We start from the raw sequence: 18,489 nt of genomic DNA on the forward strand, positions 1-18,489 counted from the left end.
ACAAAGGACAAATAAGTATGTTTGTAGCTGTTGATCAAATTGAAAAAGTTTTTGAATTAACTGGTGGTGGCAAATATATTGCCCTCAAAGGAATCGATCTTCAAATTAGAAAAGGAGAATTTGTCTCTCTTATTGGTCACTCCGGTTGCGGTAAATCCACTCTATTAAATATGATTGCGGGTTTGGATTTGCCAACTGAGGGTATTGTCACTCTCGAAGGACAAAAAATCACCAAACCCGGCCCAGACAGAATGGTGGTGTTCCAAAATTATTCGTTATTACCCTGGCGGACAGTAAGAGAAAATATTGCCCTCGCGGTGGACTCGGTAATGAAGGGTTTACCCGCAAGCGATCGCAACGCCATTATCGAAAAACATATTGATATGGTAGGTTTGCGTCCCCATGCTGACAAACAGCCGGGAATGTTATCAGGTGGACAAAAGCAGCGAGTTGCGATCGCCCGCGCCTTAGCGATTCGTCCCAAATTACTGCTGCTAGATGAACCCTTTGGTGCGTTGGATGCACTCACACGCGGCAATTTGCAAGAACAACTCATGCAAATCTGCGAAGAAAATCAAGTTACCGCCGTGATGGTGACACATGATGTCGATGAAGCGGTGCTGTTATCTGACAGAATCGTGATGCTAACCAACGGCCCCGAATCTAAAATTGGTGACATTCTAGAAGTAGATATTCCCAGACCCCGCAAGCGGATGGAAGTAGTAGAACATCCCAGCTACTACAGCTTGCGGAGTGAGATGATTTACTTCCTCAATCAGCAAAAACGGATTAAGAAAATTCGGGCGCGGAAAACTGCCGATATTAACCGTCATGGATTAGAAAAAGTTAACCTAGAAATTGGCTTTTTACCTCTTACCGCTTGCGCCCCCTTAGCAGTTGCTAAAGAAAAAGGCTTTTTTGTCAAGCATGGTTTAGATGAAGTTAACCTTGTGCGCGAAAGTAGCTGGCGGGGTATAGAAGATGGCATCAGTGGCGGTTATTTAGATGCGGCGCAAATGCCTTCAGGGATGCCGATGTGGCTAACTTTGGGAGGACATAATAACCAACCCCTACCCGTTGTCACCGCCCTCACGATGACTCGCAACGGTAACGCCATCACCTTGGCAAAACACTTTTATGAACAAGGTGTACAAACCTTATCAGATTTCAAAAGATACCTGCTTCGCACCCGCGAACAACGGCACACAATGGGAGTAGTACATGCCGCATCGATGCACAACTTACTGCTGCGTTACTGGCTAGCGGCTGGTGGAATTGACCCCGATAGCGATGTGGATATGAAAACCATTCCCCCAGCGCAGATGGTAGCCGACCTCAAAGCTGGAAGCATTGATGGTTACTGCGTAGGCGAACCTTGGAACTACCGCGCGGCTGTGGAAAATGTCGGCTTTACCATCGCTACCGACTTAGAAGTTTGGTTGGGACATCCCGGTAAAGTTCTTGGTGTGCGGGAAGATTGGGCAGAAAATTATCCAAATACGCATATTGCCTTAACCAAAGCTTTGTTAGAAGCTTGCGTATATTGTGCAAATCCCGAAAATACCCAAGAGATTCGGCAAATTTTAGCAGGGCGAGATTATGTCAGCACTGATTTAGAATACATTCAACTCGAAGATCCAGATAGTCTCACCTGTGACTTAGACCATCCATTGCGAGACTATGCCCATCTCCAATTTTATTCCGATTCTGCGATCAACCGTCCCAGTCGCACCGAACAAATTTGGATTATGAGTCAATTGGCGCGTTGGGGTGACACTCCCTTCCCCAGAAATTGGGTAGAAGTTGTTGAACGGGTGTGTCGCGTGCGTGTTTTCAGCACCGCCGCACGAGAATTAGGTTTGGATATTAGCTATATTCGCCAACCGATTCAACTGTTCGACGGTACTCCCTTTAATGCCGATGATCCGATCGCTTATCTCAACAACTTAAAAATTAAACGTGATTTTTCAGTCGCGGAAGTTGTTCTTGATGCACCGAGAAGAAGACTTGCATCATAAAAAAGTTGTGAGAGAAAGAGGGAGTGGGAGAAGTAGCACATCACACGCGAACCTTTTATCTCCGTTAACGAGTATCTGAACTGGATGAATCCACCTTTTATCTCCGTCAACGAGTATTTGAACCGGATGAATCCACCTTTTATCTCCGTCAACGAGTATTTGAACCGGATGAATCCACCTTTTATCTCCGTCAACGAGTATTTGAACCGGATGAATCCACCTTTTATCTCCGTTAACGAGTATTTGAACCGGATGAATCCACCTTTTATCTCCGTCAACGTCTCCCTTTTACACACAAATCGAATTACCCCCCTTAATCCCCCCTTGTAAAGGGGGGAAAAAGAAATCTAGTTCCCTCCCCTTTATAAGGGGAGGGTTAGGGTGGGGTAATTCGAGGACTGATAGTGATTCGATAACTTGTGTGTAGACCCTGGAAAATTCAAAGCCTCTCCCCTTCTAGGGGAGAGGTTTGGAGAGAGGTCAGAATATTCATTTTTTCATCGCGTACATTTAGCTTTTTAATCCCCAAATACCAAATACCATGCAAAACCGCAACTCAACAGCTACAAACATACTAGGAAAACCACTAGCCCCTGCAAGCACCAGCCGCAGACCTTTCCTAGAAATTAAAGACGTTACCAAAGTCTACCCGACAAAGAAAGGCCCCTTCACTGTACTTGACGGCGTTAACCTCAACGTTGAACAAGGCGAGTTTATTTGCGTCATCGGCCACTCCGGCTGTGGCAAATCAACACTATTAAATATGGTATCCGGTTTTAACTTTCCCACCTCCGGACAAGTGTTACTCGAAGGAGAACCAATCACCAAACCAGGCCCAGACAGGATGGTTGTCTTCCAAAACTACGCCTTGCTACCTTGGCGAACTGCTTTTGAAAACATCTACTTAGCTGTCAACGCCGTTTATCCCAACAAACCACAAGCTGAAAAAAGAGCGATCGTCCGCGATCATTTGGCAATGGTGGGACTGGCTGACGCAATGGAAAAGAAACCAATGCAAATGTCCGGCGGGATGAGACAACGGGTTTCTATCGCCCGTGCTTTGGCGATTCGTCCCAAAGTTTTAATTCTAGATGAACCTTTTGGGGCGCTGGATGCCATTACCAAAGAAGAATTACAGGAAGAATTGCTGAAAATTTGGGGCGATAACCGTTGTACAGTGCTGATGATTACCCACGACATCGACGAGGCACTATTTTTAGCGGACAAATTGGTAATGATGACCAATGGCCCTCATGCGAAAATTGGTGAAGTTATGGAAATTCCTTTTTCTCGTCCGCGCGATCGCAGCCGCATCATGGAAGATCCACAATACTACCAACTGCGTAACTATGCCTTAGACTTCCTCTTTAACCGCTTTGCCCATGATGACGTAGGGTAATCACCTTCATTTTTCCAGAATAATTCTTTGTTCCTCCCGCCACCATACCAGATGGTGGCGGGAGCAATCAGTAGGAGCAATTCATGAATTGCCCTTACAACTACGTCCACAAGTTATAAAGTATGTGTAGAGCGAGTATGTTGAGAAAAAATCTGTATGGCAAGCTACCCAGAAACCGTAATTAGTAACGAATCCGTTAATGATTTAATTGGCGAGACGACAAGCATTAACCATGTTGAGGTAATTGAAAATGTCATCGACTCTTTGGAACAAGATGATAGTGCAATGGTTAGCCACACTCCAGAGGCTGGTTATCTCTGGAAGTTTAAGTACGGAAGTGTAGAAGTATTTGTCCAACTCAACGGGACAACCGATGAAGACACAATAACGGTTTGGTCTGCGGTGCTAAATTTACCTGCTAAAAATGAACCTAAGTTGATGCGGTATCTTTTGGAGTTGAACTGCTCAAGCACTTTTGAAGCACGTTTCGGTATTATTGAAAATCGGGTGGTTGTAATATCGACACGCACCTTAGCCGAGTTATCTCCTGGCGAAGTGTCTCGGCTAATTACCGTTGTGGCAACGATCGCTGATAATAATGATGAAGCCTTACAAACTGAATTTGGTGCGACTTGACTAATCGCTTCACTTCAGTAGGAGTTATGAGTTGCACTATTTTCCCAGTGCGACCCATCAGTAAGTATGTATGGTTTGCTGCATGACTTGTTTTAGTCGATCAATCTTGATGATGAACTGAATTTGTTAAGTCAGTCGATTGAAATGACTTTTTCCTCTATACCAATTAAAAAGCGCCTGGGAGTGTTGCCGTGTTTCCACCCCAGACGCTTTTTATTTTTAACTTGCTCCTCACACAACTAGATAGTATCACTGCTTCCATCAAAAGGCGAGTATAGTGAGTGACACTTTCAAAACTGCACCACCAATTGAATTTGGGCTTATATTCCCTTGACTTGATCCTAGCTAAATTTTGGATTGCGATCGCTCCAGAAAGGCAGTTTTCTTGGACGTAAGTCATTACAATCTGTAACGCAATGAATTAAACAATTATTAATATTTTATACGTCCCTTAATTAATGTCTGAAACTCTATAGGACTAATATTTGATTTCTGAAAAAGCTCCGTACATTTGAAGAGTCGCAAAATCAAAGGTAGTGTGCCGGATAAACCACTCAAACATCCATTTGAGATGTGAGAACGAAGGAATCAAGGCACAGAAACGCCGCACCCAGGTTTTAGCTTGTAACCAAATATCCTCAATTGGATTTTGTGACGGGCAATTAGGAGCAAAGCGGACGCAGTGAATTTTCCACTCCTCTTGAGACAAATCTTGGTTTACCTCGCCTAAAAAGTTTTGAACCAGATGTGAACGATGGTAAGAAGCACCATCCCAAAAAAGAAGTAATCTTTGATTGGGGGACTGATCTAATAAATAACGTAGATAATCAATTGTATTTTCTGAGTTACCTGCGTTATACGCTTTTAGTAGTAAGCTTCCCTCCAGATAGTCAACTGCCCCGTAGTATGTCTGTTTGTCTCGTATATTAACAACTCTCACTGCTATTTCTTGGTCAGTTTTTCCCCAGACATACCCACTTAAATCTCCCCCACATTAAATGACACTCATCAAGCAGCAATACTCTCAACTTTCCTTCTTCAATTTCCTGCCGATGCCTTGCCAATAGTGTTTCAATCTCTTTTTTTTTTGCAGCAACAGCGTCCTCGTCAGCTTTTGGATTTAAAGAAGTAGTTTTCTTCCAACTAATTCCTGCCGCATCAAATAAGTCATAATAGCTCCGCTTTGACTCATAAGTTACATCATATTCAAAAGCCAATTTATATTCGAGTTCACCAAGTTCCCAACATTCTTTTGTTTGCAACCAACTTAAAACTTCTTCTCGTTGTTGAGCAGTTAAGTAACTTTTTTTTCCCTTGTGGTTCAGGCGCAGTCCCGAAATTCCATCTTCCTCATAAGCTTGCTTCCAGCTTGTTATCGAACCCAGTGACACATCTAAAATTGTTTGAATTTCCTCATACTTGTAGCCTTGATAAACCAATTTGACTGCCAACGCTTTCCTCACCTCACGCGCATCTGGGCGATCATCTATAAATTCTTGTAGTTCTGCGATCGCGGCTTGTAGATGCTGGTTTATCATTGTTAGCTATTAGACAAATATTCTGTCCGTATTATCTCGTAGTTTTTTTCAGAAATCAAATATGATTCCTATATCCCTCTTCTGTCACTCTCCGAAAACATTTGCCTTTTCTAAAATCTAGAGCTTTTGTATAACAAGCGATTGCGCGATTATTTTCTAATAACAAATACAAGTCCTATTTTTTTCTAATAGTATAGCTTGTATTGATTGCCTCATGAGGCTTCTAGCGATCACTTTCCCGGAAAGTGACAGAAGAGGGATATAATAATAAATCAAACTAATAAACAAATATTAGCACTCAATGCTTGTTAGTGCTAATTTATAACTGAGTTTAATGCTTATGATATAGACTAAAACTATACTTTTTATAGATACTTTAGTTTCTTCCTAGATTTTTTTACAAAATACTAAATCTTTACCACAAGTAATTTAAAACTGGGAGTACTGACATGAAATACACTTTTGATATTGTAGGAGTATCTCCACTTTTACAGTTTTTTAATCACCAACAGAAAAATGGGCAAAAATCACTCCATCAAGGCGTGGAATATTTGGGAATGCATAAGTGTACACTAGATACGTTTATAGAATCGGTGGAATCAGTTCCAGCAAAGTGGGGTTGGAATCTGGATCAAGTGGTAGATACCGTGATTCAGTTTTGGTTGAACAACTCAGAAAGTATTGGTTATTGGAAATCATGTTTAAGTGATGCTGGCAAGGATAATTTACTAGTTGCAAGATTGGCAGATATAACCGCCTTACAAGCTGAATTTGAATCCCTATTAGATAAGGAATGGTGAAGAGATAGGTAGAATTTAACAGGACTTACACAAACAATAGCCAAAAAAAAATGATTTTCAGATAGAGGTAATACCCTGTCGGTTCGCTGAAAGCGTTCTTATAAGAGTAGCCGCTTCTCTACGTTCGCGTAGCGTGTCGTAGACAGACGCTCCGCGTAGCTTGCTTTGACCTAGGAGTATGCATCTATATGAATTGCCCTAGAGCGCATATAGTTTTGCATAAGTCCTATTTCAAAATAATTCGAGATTGGAACAACTCCTGCTTTACCTCTAGTCAAAATTTTCGTTTTCAAGTGCTTTGAGAACTTTGAGATATAAATTCTCTACTCTTTTCGTCTGAACTTCACCAAATGAAGCATAGTGAGTTAAGCTAGGAGCGCCATTTATTTCAATGATCGTATAATCTACAATTGGTGATGTTATGTCACTAGTAAGAATATCCACACCTGCTAATCTCAATTCCATATCTTTTGCAATACTTATTGCTAACTTTTGAAAATCAGGATGTATATTTTCAGTGAAGTCCACTGCTTCGCCACCAGTTGATAAATTTGCATTGTCTAAAAGGTAAACTATATTATTCTTGGGTATAACAGTATTAAAATTTAGCTTTCGTCTCCGCAAATTTTTTTTGATTCTGTAATCTTCAAAATCTATAATTTCTTTTCTACCATTTTTGATAAAAGTCTCCTGTTTTTCTTGCATAAGTTCCAAAACATTAGATTGACCATCTCCCATTATAAATAAAGGAATTCTTTGATACGCCGAAATTACTTCATCATCAAGGACTACAATTCTATAGTCATTGCCACTATAGAATCGCTCAACAATAAATACTGATGTTTTTTGCAATATTTTCTTAGCTGCTTGATAATATTCTTGTTTGTTGTGAACCTTTGTAACAAATACTCCTTTACTGAGATTAATCGGCTTGACAATTACGGGAAATCCCAACTCTTTAGCATAATATAATCCTGTATCTATATTTCTAGTATTGGCTAACTCTTCGCATAATTCTTCACTAAAAAATGTTTGTCCTTCAGTAACTTTATAGCCAAACTTATTCAGGAAAAAACTCGAAACCCCTTTATCTTTAGCTATTGCTACTGAACCAGAAGAATTAATACTAAATCTGCTACTACGAAAAAAGGTTTTATTACCATTTCTAAACGTAATCAGTCCCACAAAGGTGCATTCTGGGTCTACTAAAACTACTGCTCCTATTTTCTCTGCTACTTTTTGAATGATTGATGTTACAAAGGGTGTTTCCATTATCATGAATATAAATATACCGACGAAATATTAACTATTCTATGGCAGTTAGTCAAGATATTTGAAATTAAACGATCGCACAATATATTTTGCCTAAAACTCTAGTGAAAGCCTGAGAAAAAATTCATTTTTTAATATCTAAAGAGACTATGAAAATTTAACTATTCTAAACTAACTATAAAAAATGTAAATGCCTGCAATGTCGCTTTACTTTAGGCATCGCACTATAAAAAAAGTTAAGAGTGTGTCAGCGACCATTAATTCTAGGCACGTTATTATTCATTTTCTATTGAGTTTTTAATAGTATGCTTTTAGACCTTTATATTCATCTTGCCACTGATGCGGAATTTACTTATCTGTATGCATACAAATTATGCAAACCCAATAATTGCCAAACTTTCTGCTTGAGCATTATTGTGTCCTGAAAACAATTGCTAATTAAGGCTTTGAGATTCATAACCACCTGAAATTTCTAACTTAGTTGGTCTAAAATATAGCGCTCAGTGTTGACAATTTATAAATAATCGAATAACAAGGTGGCAGCAGCATAAAAAAAAAGCGTTAGTGCATTCCTACCTAGAAACTAATTAACGCCCTTCATTAAACTTCATACGGATAACATAATTATGCCAGAAAATACGGATAACAAAGTTTCCAAATCAGACAATCAGCCTGTTGCTTATAAAGAACGCCTCAATTCTTGGGCGATCGCTCGTCTACTTCCTAATACGCAACGGGAGATTGTTGCCCGCTTCCGCAGCCGTTCTGATGCCGATGGCTATATGCGGCATCTCCCTCAGGAAATACCAAACGCTTCCTACATGGTTGTTTTTGATTGCCAACGCCAAGAAGCTGTAATTTAGAGTGCAAGTATAGGCAATAAACCTATCTTGAAAATAGGGAAAAGGTTAAGGGGTAAAGATGTATTTCAAACCTTTCCCCTTTGCCCTTTAACCGAAGCGTATTGAGCCATAGCCCGCCCTTAGACATCGCTTACAACTCCAGATTTCAATTCACGCTTCACTTAAAAATTCTGGATGTTGCCAAGGAGCATAGCTACTTTCGTATTGCAGCTTTGAAAATCCGAGTTTCCAAGCTACCCTTGCCAATTCAGCAAACTAGTAAGCCTTTATTCGTGTCAGTGGCACATTAGGGAATGCGAGTGCGTCTCATAGAGAAACCAAGTGCGGACAATTTGCGGCTCTCAAAAAAATGCTAATCATAACCAGAAATTATTAAGTTTTTCTGACAATATTAGATATAAATATTCTACTTAAAAATAAATTCGGTAATTATCCCCTTGCTATTGATATTTTAGATTACTTAAAAGTAAAAGTTAGTGCATTCAGGAGGGAGAAGGCAGGAGGCAGAAGTAACTTACGTTTAAAAGCGTGGGATTGAAGCAAGACTGGAGGCGAAATGCCTCGCCTGGGCGCTTTGTATCAAGACGCATAGCGCGAGATACAATTCTTCTTTTTAACCTGGGTAATAACCCAGAACTAAAGTTTTCATTCATAATTCTTTTCTCCTACTCTCTGCCTCCTATCTTCTCTGATAAGCCCTGAAAGTGCTGGAGGGTTAATAAGTGATCAAACAGCAGCGATATGACTGGTTCAAAGCTGTGAAATTTTTCCGCAAACGAGAATTACTAGCGCTGTTGCTAGGAATTTTCTTCTCAATCTCTGTAGTCCTACTCTGGCAGAGACTTTTAATCCAAATTCCGTGGTTATTAATACAAGTAGTATTGATTGCGTGCTTATTGGCTGTTATCACATTGATATTATCAATCTATTGTGTCCTGGCAATGAAAGCAAGTAACCAAAAAATAACGGCAATAAATCAGGAATTAACTCATAGGATTTTTGAACAAAAACAGGTAGAAATTGCGCTCCTAACCAGTGAAAATCGTCTGCGGCAGTTGTTGGAAACTGTCAAAGTCATCCCTTGGGAATTAGACTTGAAGACTTGGCGATTTATTTATGTTGGGCCGCAAGCGGTAGACTTGCTAAAATATCCGATCGCAGAGTGGTATGAGGAAAAATTTTGGGTTAATCATCTGCATCCAGATGATAAGGAAAAGTCTGTTCATTTTTGTCAAGAAGCAACTGCTAAGTGCCAGAATCACGAATTAGAATACCGGATGTTAGCAGCCGACGGGCAAGTTATTTGGTTGCGAGACGTTGTTAGCGTAGTTGAGGAAGCAGGAACTCCTACTATGCTGAGAGGGTTTATGTTTGACATTACTGATTTAAAGTTGCTTGAAGAAACTTTAAGACTGAAGGAGAGGGCACTTGCTACTAACAGTAATGGAATTATTATTGCCGATGCCAGACTCGCTTATACTCCGGTTATTTACGTCAACCACGCCTTTGAGCAAATAACAGGTTACAAGGCTAGTGATGTGATTGGGCAAAACTGTCGATTTTTGCAACGCACAGATAACCAGCAACCAGCACTTAATGAATTGCGATCATCTATTCAAGCTGGAACAAGTTGCAAAGTTGTTCTCCGCAATTATCGCAAAGATGGTACTTTATTCTGGAATGAATTGAGTATTTCTCCTATCCATGACGAAAATGGCAAGTTAAGCCACTTCATTGGCATTCAGACAGATATTAGCTTACGCAAGCAAGCTGAAGCCATCCTGCGTCGGCAAGCCCTCACCTTTGAAAACATGCATGATGGCGTTATTATCACAGATTTAACTGGAAATATTGTTGACTGGAATGCTGCTGCTGAAAGTATGTTTGGCTATACTAAAGCCGAGGTTTTGGCTAAACATCCTAGTTTTTTGCATCAGCCGGAAGTCGCTGCAACCTTAAGCACCAAAATCTTGGAAAAAGTCAACCAGCAAGGACGCTGGTCAGGGGAAATACACTTTATTCGCAAAGATGGCAGTGAGGGAATTTGCGAAACAACCGTAGTTTCTTTACAGGATGAACAGGGAGAAACTGTTGCCACTGTTGGCGTCAATCACGATATCACCGAAAACAAACGAGCTAAAGAGGCACTGCAACGGCAATTGCATCGCACCCTACTACTTGAACAAATTACTCAGGAAATTCGTCAAAGTCTTGATGCCAGCAAAATCTTTGAGACGGCTGCTACCCAAATTGGACAAGCATTTGGGGCTGAACGCTGTTTGATCCACTCTTATATTAGCGACCCCACACCCAGAATTCCCTTAGTAGCAGAGTATAATATACTTCCTGGCTACTGCTCCATGTTGAAATTGGAAATTCCCATGACCAACAATCCTCATGCAGAGCAGATGATGGCACAAGAAATAGCGATCGCTTCTCCAAATGTGTACGTTGATCCTTTACTCCAGGCAGCTGAACCGATCTGCCGAGAAGTTGGGTTGAAGTCTATGCTATCAATCCGCACCTCCTATCAAGGAAAACCCAATGGTGCGATCGGCTTACACCAGTGCAGTTATTTTCGCCAGTGGACACAAGAGGAAATCGAATTACTAGAAGCCGTGGCAGCTCAACTGGGTATTGCTCTAGCACAAGCTCATTTACTGGAACAAGAAACGCGCCGACGTGAAGAACTTACTTTGAAAAACTTTGCCTTGGAGCGGGCAAAACGTCAAGCAGAAGCTGCGAATCGGGCAAAAAGCGAGTTTTTGGCGATGATGAGCCACGAAATTCGGACTCCAATGAATGCTGTGATTGCCATGACAGGTCTATTGCTGGATACTGACCTCACGCTTCAACAGCAAGACTTTGTAGAAACAGTTCGCAGTAGCGGAGATGCTTTACTCACCATCATCAACGACATTCTAGATTTCTCGAAAATTGAATCTGGCAAACTGGAATTAGAAGAACAGCCTTTTGATTTGAGAGCTTGTGTCGAGCAGGCTATTTCTCTATTAGCCCCTAAAGCTGCCCAAAAGGATATCGAGTTAGCTTACCTGATCCCACCGCAAGTTCCGACTCAAATCATTGGCGATATGACACGTCTGCGCCAAGTCTTGATGAATCTTCTCAACAATGCCATTAAGTTCACTGAAAACGGAGAAGTGGTACTCTCTGTTGAATTAGCGACTGGAGATCGGGGATTAGGGACTGGGGATCGGGGATTGGGGATTGGGGGTAATGAGGAGGAAACTTCTTCCCAGTCCCCAATCCCTAGTACCCAGTCCCCAGTCCCCAGTACCCAGTCCCCAGTCCAAATTCAATTTGCCATCAAAGATACAGGTATTGGCATCGCACCAGAAAAGATAGAGCGGTTATTTCAACCCTTCGCTCAGGCTGATGTCTCCATGACTCGACGATATGGGGGCACGGGGCTAGGACTAGTCATCAGCAAGCGGCTCAGTAAGATGATGGGTGGCACTCTTTGGGTAGAAAGTCAGGGGTTTGTCGGTGGTAATCCTAGCCCTAGATGGGAAAATGGACAATTATCAAGAAAGGTAGAAAGCACAGAGCTGGAGACAGAAGGAATGTCTGATGCTCTCGACGAGACGCTACGCGAACGTGGACTCGCTAACACTGCGCTATCCTGCTTCCTGCCTTCTTCAACATCTGTTGCTTCTTTTCAAGGTTCAACATTTTACTTCACCATTACTACCAAAGTAGCTGCTCAGTCAGAACAAGTTGAATTAAGCACCTCGCCAGTACAGCTTGCATCCAAGCGGGCGTTGATTGTGGATGACAATTTCACCAATCGCCAAATTCTCAGATTGCAAGCTGAGTCTTGGAAAATGGAAACTTATACTGCCAAATCTGGTAAAGAAGCTTTAGCTGAACTTGCCAAGGGAACGCAGTTTGATATTGGCATTTTAGATATGCAGATGCCGGAAATGGATGGCATCACCCTAGCTCGTCAAATCCGCAAGCAATCTGGTTGTCAAAATCTACCTTTGGTGATTCTGACCTCTTTGGGTAGAGTAGAAACTTTTTCTGACTTTCATGATGTCCAGTTTGCTGCCTCTTTGAGCAAACCCATCAAGCAGTCTCAACTCTACGATGTGATTACCCGTATTTTGGGTAATCAGCCGATCCAAGCCAGTATTTCTCATTCTCCCTTGGTTGATCAGCATTTGGCCCATCGACTGCCACTGCGAATTCTTCTGGCAGAAGATACGGTTGTCAATCAGAAAGTCGCTCTACTGATGCTACAGAAAATGGGTTATGGGGCAGATGTCGTCACCAATGGACTAGAAGTGCTCAAGGCTTTGCAAAAACAGTCCTATGACTTAGTGTTGATGGATGTCCACATGCCTGAAATGGATGGGTTAGAAGCAACTCGGAGAATTTGTCAAGAATGGGAAGTAGGTTTTCGTCCTCATATCATTGCTATAACTGCCAATGCAATGCGGGGCGATCGCGAAGTTTGTCTTGCTGCTGGTATGGATGACTACCTTAGCAAACCTATTCAGCTGCAAGAATTGGCTGAGGCACTCAGCAAATGCCGATCCCAAAGAAGTTCTGAATTCACTTCCATAGGAACACAAGGGAAAGTGATGTCTTTAGAATTGCAACCTTCGCCAAATGTTCTACAGGAAGGTCAAAACCAGACATTAAAAATCGCCAAAATTGATGCCAAAATTCTCCAATCGTTGCGGAATATCGTCAGAGGAGATCATGTGGCATTTGTTGAACTAATTGAGTGTTATCTTACAGAAACACCGAGACTGGTGCAAGATATTAGCACATCTATCACAACTCAGGATACGAAGACTATATGGAAAACAGCCCACAAACTCAAGTCCAGCAGTGCTTCTGTTGGAGCGATGGACTTAGCGCAGCTTTGCAAGGTGTTAGAAGTACAGGGACGCAGCAGTAACTTAGAAAACAGTCGAGAATTGCTCTCACAACTATACCAGGAATATGAACAAGTTAAAACTGCCTTACAAAAAGAACTTGCGAAGGAAGTACCATGAAAGCCAATGCTCAAGAAAGTCAATCTTTAGTTCTAATTGTTGATGATGAACCTTTTATTCGCTTGATATTGCGGCATTTCTTAGAGCGGGAAGGGTATAAAATAGCAGAAGCTCAAAATGGCATAGAAGCTTTAACCGCTTTTAAGCAACTGCACCCCGATATAGTACTCCTTGATGCCATAATGCCGGATATGGATGGGTTCGAGTGTTGTACTCAATTGGAGCTTCTTGATCGTAGCAAGCACACTCCGGTTTTAATGATTACAGGACTTGAAGATCAAGAGTCAGTTGACCGTGCCTTTGAAGTGGGGGCGATGGATTATGTTACCAAACCGATTCACTGGCCAGTTTTGCGACAACGGGTAAAACGTTTGATTCAGCAATCTCAGTTACAGCAAAAACTGGAAGCCGTCAATCTGGAATTGCAGCGATTAGTTACTATCGATGGATTAACTCAAGTAGCTAACCGCCGGCGGTTTGAAGAGTATTTTAACCAAGAGTGGCAGCGGATGAAACGGGAGCAACGGCCGCTTTCCCTGATTCTTTGCGATGTTGATTTCTTTAAATCATATAACGATACATACGGGCATCGGGTAGGCGATCGCTGTCTTCAGAAAATTGCTCAAGCCATCAAAGATATTATTAAACGTCCTGGAGACCTCCTTGCCCGTTATGGTGGGGAAGAATTTGCTGTGATCTTACCTAACACAGATACGGAGGGGGCGACTTATGTTGCTGATAAAATTTGCCATGCTATCCGAACACTAGCAATTCCTCATCAAAATTCCCAAGTTAGTCCTCATGTAACTATTAGTGTCGGGTTTACGACAGAAATTCCTCAGTCTGATTCTGACTTGGAAGAAATGATTGCTGTAGCGGATCGGGCGTTGTATCAAGCAAAGGCCGCAGGACGCGATCGCTTTGTGCAAGATATTCTACTACCCACAAGTAAAAATTCCCGCTAATGCCCCAAAATTTAGTTATCAGCCCAATGCCCTATTCCCATTTAAAAATCTACCCCTCGTTTCAGTTCTACACCTTGATTAGCATAGTGTTTGTGGCAATAAACCTCTGAGTGGACACTAGCCAAGTCGAAGTATGCGGGTGGATTTTGGCAGCGACCAGTGATAATGATTTCGGTATCGCGGGGTTTGCGGAGTAAAGCTTGAACAATGGGTTCAACGGGGAGTAGTTCTAAATCAACGGTGGGATTGAGTTCATCGAGAATAATAGTTTTATACAACCCAGAGGCGATCGCAACTTTTGCAATTTCCCAACCTCGTTCGGCTTCTACATAGTCTAATTCTTGCCGGGAATTTCGCCAGACGATGGCATCTCCACCGCAGCGCTGATGATCCACCACTTCTGGATATGACTGCTGTAAGGCGGCGATCGCAGCGTCTTCTGTGTAGCCACTACCACCTTTAAGCCACTGCATAATTAACACACGGGTAGACCCTGGATGATTAATGCCCCTACCAATAGCCTGTAAGGCTTTGCCTAAAGCACTAGTAGACTTGCCTTTACCAGCACCAGTATAAATTTCAATCCCTTCCAGGAAGAGGGCTTTAGCTGTTGGGTGGTGATGAGGTTTCATTTCTGAGTGCAAATCTGCAATATCCAGCAACTTTTGCGGTGCAGCGCGTCCGGTGGCGATGATTTCCAACTCTTGGGGTTTGGATTTTAATGTCTTTACCACTTCATCCACTGGTAGCAAACCTAAATCCAGAACCGGGTTAATTTCATCCAAGACGACAACTGAATATAAACCGCTGGCGATCGCACCTTTGGCGACATCCCAACCCCGCATCGCTTCATCTCGGTCAAATGTGGTAATTTCTTCTGGGCCAAAAAATTCGGCTCTCCCAGTGCGAACCTGGTCAATTAAATGGGGAAACCCGCGTTGCAAAGCTGCGATCGCCCCATCTTCGTCATAATCACGTTCGGGCCCTTTTAAAAACCGCAGTAGTAAAACGCGGTTAGAATTGCTAGGCGTATTTATCCCCAAGCCAATGGAGCGCAAAACCACCCCTAAAGCCGCTTGGGACTTACCTTTACCCAAGCCATCATAGACGTGAATTTGACCAATGAGCCGTTCCTGACGCACTTGCGCCGTGCGAATACCGATACCGTTCCTTGTCATCTCTCGAAAAGCTATAACTATGGCAGTCTTTAATCTTACCTAACCTCTTGTACTCTCATCTTAGAAACTGCCCGTCTCGCACATTCGTACATAATCAGCTTGATGTATTAAAAATATCAATAAATGACTACTGACACACCAGCATAGTAAAGGACAAGAACAATGCGATAATTTCCCCCATCACCCTCACTATCCCAGTTATACTCTCAACAGTTAACCCTTACCTTTGACCATTTATGCCTGAAAATTGGATGCTTCCCAGGATTTTTCCCATTGGTGGAATTCTGTTTGACTTTTTATTTGTACTGATTGCCATCCCCATCGAAGCGTATGTTTTGCACTTTCGATTAAAATTTGACAAAAAGTCCAGTACTTTTTATGCGATTTCTATCAATCTATTTTCTAGTGTAATTGGTTGGTTCATATTTTTTGTATCAGAACCAATGTTGCCAATTCAGGTAAAATCAGAATTAATTAATTATATGTTTTTTAATAATTTTAAATCGCCTGATACACAACCTTTAATTATCTTAACGGCCTGTATAATTTTCTTTACTACTTTTCTGATGAAGTTTTTTATTCTCAAGGTTTTGCTACTATCATTATTAAATGAACCACTAGCTAAAAAAGAAGAGGAACCGAAAACATCTCAGCGGCAGCGATGGCGTCGATTTAGCAGCATTAAATTACAAAATACTAATTTAGTTACTACCATATTGATAGCCAATTCTCTGAGCTATACAGCGATAACCATTATTTTATTATTTCGCTCAAAATAGCAAGAACTTACTTGTTTAATTCAGAGGAATATTAGTGATTTATTAATCAGGTGTGGGGAGAAAATGAATACGCTACTTAAAGATGTATTTGGGATTTTTAAATTTGCTGAGGGGCTTTATGCGGGAATTAGAAAGGTATTAGTTCCACCCAAAGCTTATTCTTGGCAGACATTTATTTATATGAGTGTTTTTTCTTGGGTACTTTCATATTTTGCTACAGGTTATATCAAAGATATAATTGCCTTTTTTGGTTGGTTATTTTTAATTGCCGGCACAGCTTGGTATACAACTGAAGATCCTTTGAGAGTTCCTGGTACTTTTATGCCAGTTGGGGCGGTAATCACTGGATTCTTAGTGAGTGTTTTTGCTTTTGGAAGTCAAGAGGATGTAATTACACCCAGAACAATCATTTTTTGGCCGACAATTTCAGCACTAATTACGGCAATACCAGAATTTATTGAAGGAACTGACACCGACGCTAAAGCTCGCATTCCTAAGCCAGAAGACCGCCAAAAAATCATAGTTTTAGTTGCTAGTAGTATGCTACTAAGTTGCTGGATTCAGTTTTATTTTGTGATGAATAATTGGTTACAACAATATCCCAGTTTGCAAGCAGATACTTTTCAACGTAGTACCTTTGTTGTCAGAACAGAAGAACAAGCAAAAATCCCTAGAAATGGCGTTGTAATTCTAGAGGAACTTCAACCAATAGTAGTAGAACAGATAGCTGAAACACCTTGGTCGGAAGTAGAGAAATGGTTGCTAGATGCGAGACAGCGCGTAGGAACTCTGGGTAGGGGAGTAATTCAAAAAAACCTAGCTAAATATGAAGAGAAGGAACTATGGCGTGTTGAACCGCGTGTAGCTAATACTAAGTCTGGATATATATTAGATTTACTAAGTATTTGGATAGGCCCAAGTTCTAACCCACGGGGATATTACTTGAAGAAATCTTGTCGCATTGAACCAGTTGCAGTAGGCAATAATTCAGAGAATAAGATTACAGTTGCAGAAATTGAATGCGATCGCGCCAGTAAGCTTATTGCTGGAACACCACCTCCGCAGCAGTGAAGAATGGGGCAGAGGAGCAGGGGAGTAGGGAGAAGAATAATAAAATTACTTTTTTACCCTCTGTCTCTTCCCAATGACCAATGACCAATGACCAATGACCAATGACAAATGACCAATGACCAATGACAAATGACCAATGACAAATGACAAACAACAGAATTTTTGTATTGGCAAAGAATGTATTTCAGGAAGTGGTACGCGATCGCATCCTATATATTATTGGTTTTTATGCGCTAATACTCGCCACTGCCTTCCGCGTCCTTCCTGAATTTGCAGCTACGACTGAAGACAAAATGTTTTTAGACTTTGGGATGGCGGCGATGAATGCCATCGGGTTAATTATCACGATATTTATTGGTACAGGACTAGTTAATAAAGAAATTGAAAAACGCACTATCTTGGTGTTAATTGCTAAACCTGTTAGTCGCAGCGAAATTATTGTCGGCAAATACTTGGGTTTATCCGCAGTCCTAGCTGTACTTGTCGCCATGATGACAGCAATTTATCTAGTATTTCTGCAATTTGGTAATATTCCTCATCCAACGGCGAGTATTCTAATTGCAGCAATTTTCTTATTTTTGCAGTTGTCATTAATCACCGCTGTGGCGATTACCTTCGGTGTTTTTACTGCTTCTCTGCTAGCGACTGTTTTAACCTTTGCGGTATATCTAATCGGAAATATTACTCAAGATTTAGTACAACTTGGTCGTCTTAGCCGTAACCCTGGTATGGAACGTCTAACTCAAGGTTTGTTTCTCATCTTGCCAGATTTATCTCGGTTAGATTTGAAAAATGATGCCGTTTATGGTTTGCAAGCACTACCTGACACAACTGCACTCATTACAAATGCTGGCTATGGCTTACTTTATAGTGCCATGTTATTAGCGATCGCTATTTTTATCTTTTCACAACGAGAATTTTAGCCATTGGGCATTGGGCATTA

The 18,489-nt window shown here is 41.4% G+C and carries 13 protein-coding genes and 1 pseudogene; 11 read left to right on the forward strand and 3 right to left on the reverse strand.

Annotated features, from left to right (window positions below):
• Positions 1–11: 11 nt before the first annotated feature.
• From HUN01_RS19755 to HUN01_RS19770, 4 genes are all read left to right on the forward strand, one after another.
• Positions 12–2,018, forward strand: a complete 2,007-nt coding sequence (locus HUN01_RS19755; protein ID WP_181932745.1) for an ABC transporter ATP-binding/substrate-binding protein — start codon at positions 12–14, stop codon at positions 2,016–2,018.
• Positions 2,019–2,102: 84 nt separating this feature from the next.
• Complete coding sequence (locus HUN01_RS19760; protein WP_181927626.1) at positions 2,103–2,348, forward strand: hypothetical protein; 246 nt, start codon at positions 2,103–2,105, stop codon at positions 2,346–2,348.
• A 211-nt stretch (positions 2,349–2,559) separates the two neighbouring features.
• Positions 2,560–3,417, forward strand: coding sequence for a nitrate ABC transporter ATP-binding protein (locus HUN01_RS19765; protein ID WP_181927627.1), 858 nt, complete (start codon positions 2,560–2,562; stop codon positions 3,415–3,417).
• A 156-nt stretch (positions 3,418–3,573) separates the two neighbouring features.
• Positions 3,574–4,053, forward strand: coding sequence for a YbjN domain-containing protein (locus tag HUN01_RS19770; RefSeq protein WP_181927628.1), 480 nt, complete (start codon positions 3,574–3,576; stop codon positions 4,051–4,053).
• Positions 4,054–4,531: 478 nt separating this feature from the next.
• On the opposite strand, the pseudogene HUN01_RS19775 reads toward HUN01_RS19770, so the two are convergent.
• Positions 4,532–5,567 (reverse strand): annotated as a pseudogene (locus tag HUN01_RS19775) (IS630 family transposase); the annotation flags it as partial.
• A gap of 473 nt (positions 5,568–6,040) precedes the next feature.
• Between HUN01_RS19775 and HUN01_RS19780 the strand changes: the two are divergent.
• On the forward strand, positions 6,041–6,391 hold the full coding sequence (locus HUN01_RS19780; protein WP_181927629.1) for a hypothetical protein: 351 nt from the start codon (positions 6,041–6,043) through the stop codon (positions 6,389–6,391).
• 270 nt (positions 6,392–6,661) lie between these two features.
• Here the strand turns inward: HUN01_RS19780 and HUN01_RS19785 are convergent, their stop codons facing one another.
• On the reverse strand, positions 6,662–7,663 hold the full coding sequence (locus HUN01_RS19785; protein ID WP_181927630.1) for a cyanophycin synthetase: 1,002 nt from the start codon (positions 7,661–7,663) through the stop codon (positions 6,662–6,664).
• A 626-nt stretch (positions 7,664–8,289) separates the two neighbouring features.
• On the opposite strand from HUN01_RS19785, the gene HUN01_RS19790 reads away from it, so the two are divergent.
• The 3 genes from HUN01_RS19790 to HUN01_RS19805 all read left to right on the forward strand — a co-directional run bounded on the left by HUN01_RS19790 (position 8,290) and on the right by HUN01_RS19805 (position 14,518).
• The gene (locus HUN01_RS19790; protein WP_181927631.1) at positions 8,290–8,526 is read left to right on the forward strand and encodes a hypothetical protein; all 237 of its coding nucleotides are present in this window, start codon (positions 8,290–8,292) and stop codon (positions 8,524–8,526) included.
• Positions 8,527–9,248: 722 nt separating this feature from the next.
• Entirely contained in the window at positions 9,249–13,553 is a 4,305-nt protein-coding gene (locus HUN01_RS19795) for a PAS domain S-box protein (RefSeq protein ID WP_238845488.1), read from the forward strand.
• The gene (locus tag HUN01_RS19805) at positions 13,550–14,518 is read left to right on the forward strand and encodes a GGDEF domain-containing protein (protein ID WP_181927632.1); all 969 of its coding nucleotides are present in this window, start codon (positions 13,550–13,552) and stop codon (positions 14,516–14,518) included. The genes HUN01_RS19795 and HUN01_RS19805 overlap by 4 nt, the downstream gene beginning before the upstream one ends.
• Positions 14,519–14,559: 41 nt before the next feature.
• Here HUN01_RS19805 and HUN01_RS19810 read toward each other — a convergent pair whose 3' ends face one another.
• Positions 14,560–15,696 carry a cob(I)yrinic acid a,c-diamide adenosyltransferase gene (locus tag HUN01_RS19810; RefSeq protein ID WP_069068662.1) on the reverse strand — a complete coding sequence of 379 codons (1,137 nt, stop codon included), beginning with the start codon at positions 15,694–15,696 and terminating at the stop codon, positions 14,560–14,562.
• Between the two features lie 236 nt (positions 15,697–15,932).
• On the opposite strand from HUN01_RS19810, the gene fraC reads away from it, so the two are divergent.
• The 3 genes from fraC to HUN01_RS19825 all read left to right on the forward strand — a co-directional run bounded on the left by fraC (position 15,933) and on the right by HUN01_RS19825 (position 18,469).
• Positions 15,933–16,475, forward strand: coding sequence for a filament integrity protein FraC (gene fraC / locus HUN01_RS19815; RefSeq protein WP_181927633.1), 543 nt, complete (start codon positions 15,933–15,935; stop codon positions 16,473–16,475).
• Between the two features lie 63 nt (positions 16,476–16,538).
• Entirely contained in the window at positions 16,539–17,546 is a 1,008-nt protein-coding gene (gene fraD, locus HUN01_RS19820; RefSeq protein WP_181927634.1) for a septal junction protein FraD, read from the forward strand.
• 143 nt (positions 17,547–17,689) lie between these two features.
• Positions 17,690–18,469, forward strand: coding sequence for an ABC transporter permease (locus HUN01_RS19825; RefSeq protein WP_181927635.1), 780 nt, complete (start codon positions 17,690–17,692; stop codon positions 18,467–18,469).
• Positions 18,470–18,489: the final 20 nt, after the last annotated feature.

It is taken from the genome of Nostoc edaphicum CCNP1411 (assembly GCF_014023275.1).
GTDB lineage: Bacteria > Cyanobacteriota > Cyanobacteriia > Cyanobacteriales > Nostocaceae > Nostoc > Nostoc edaphicum_A.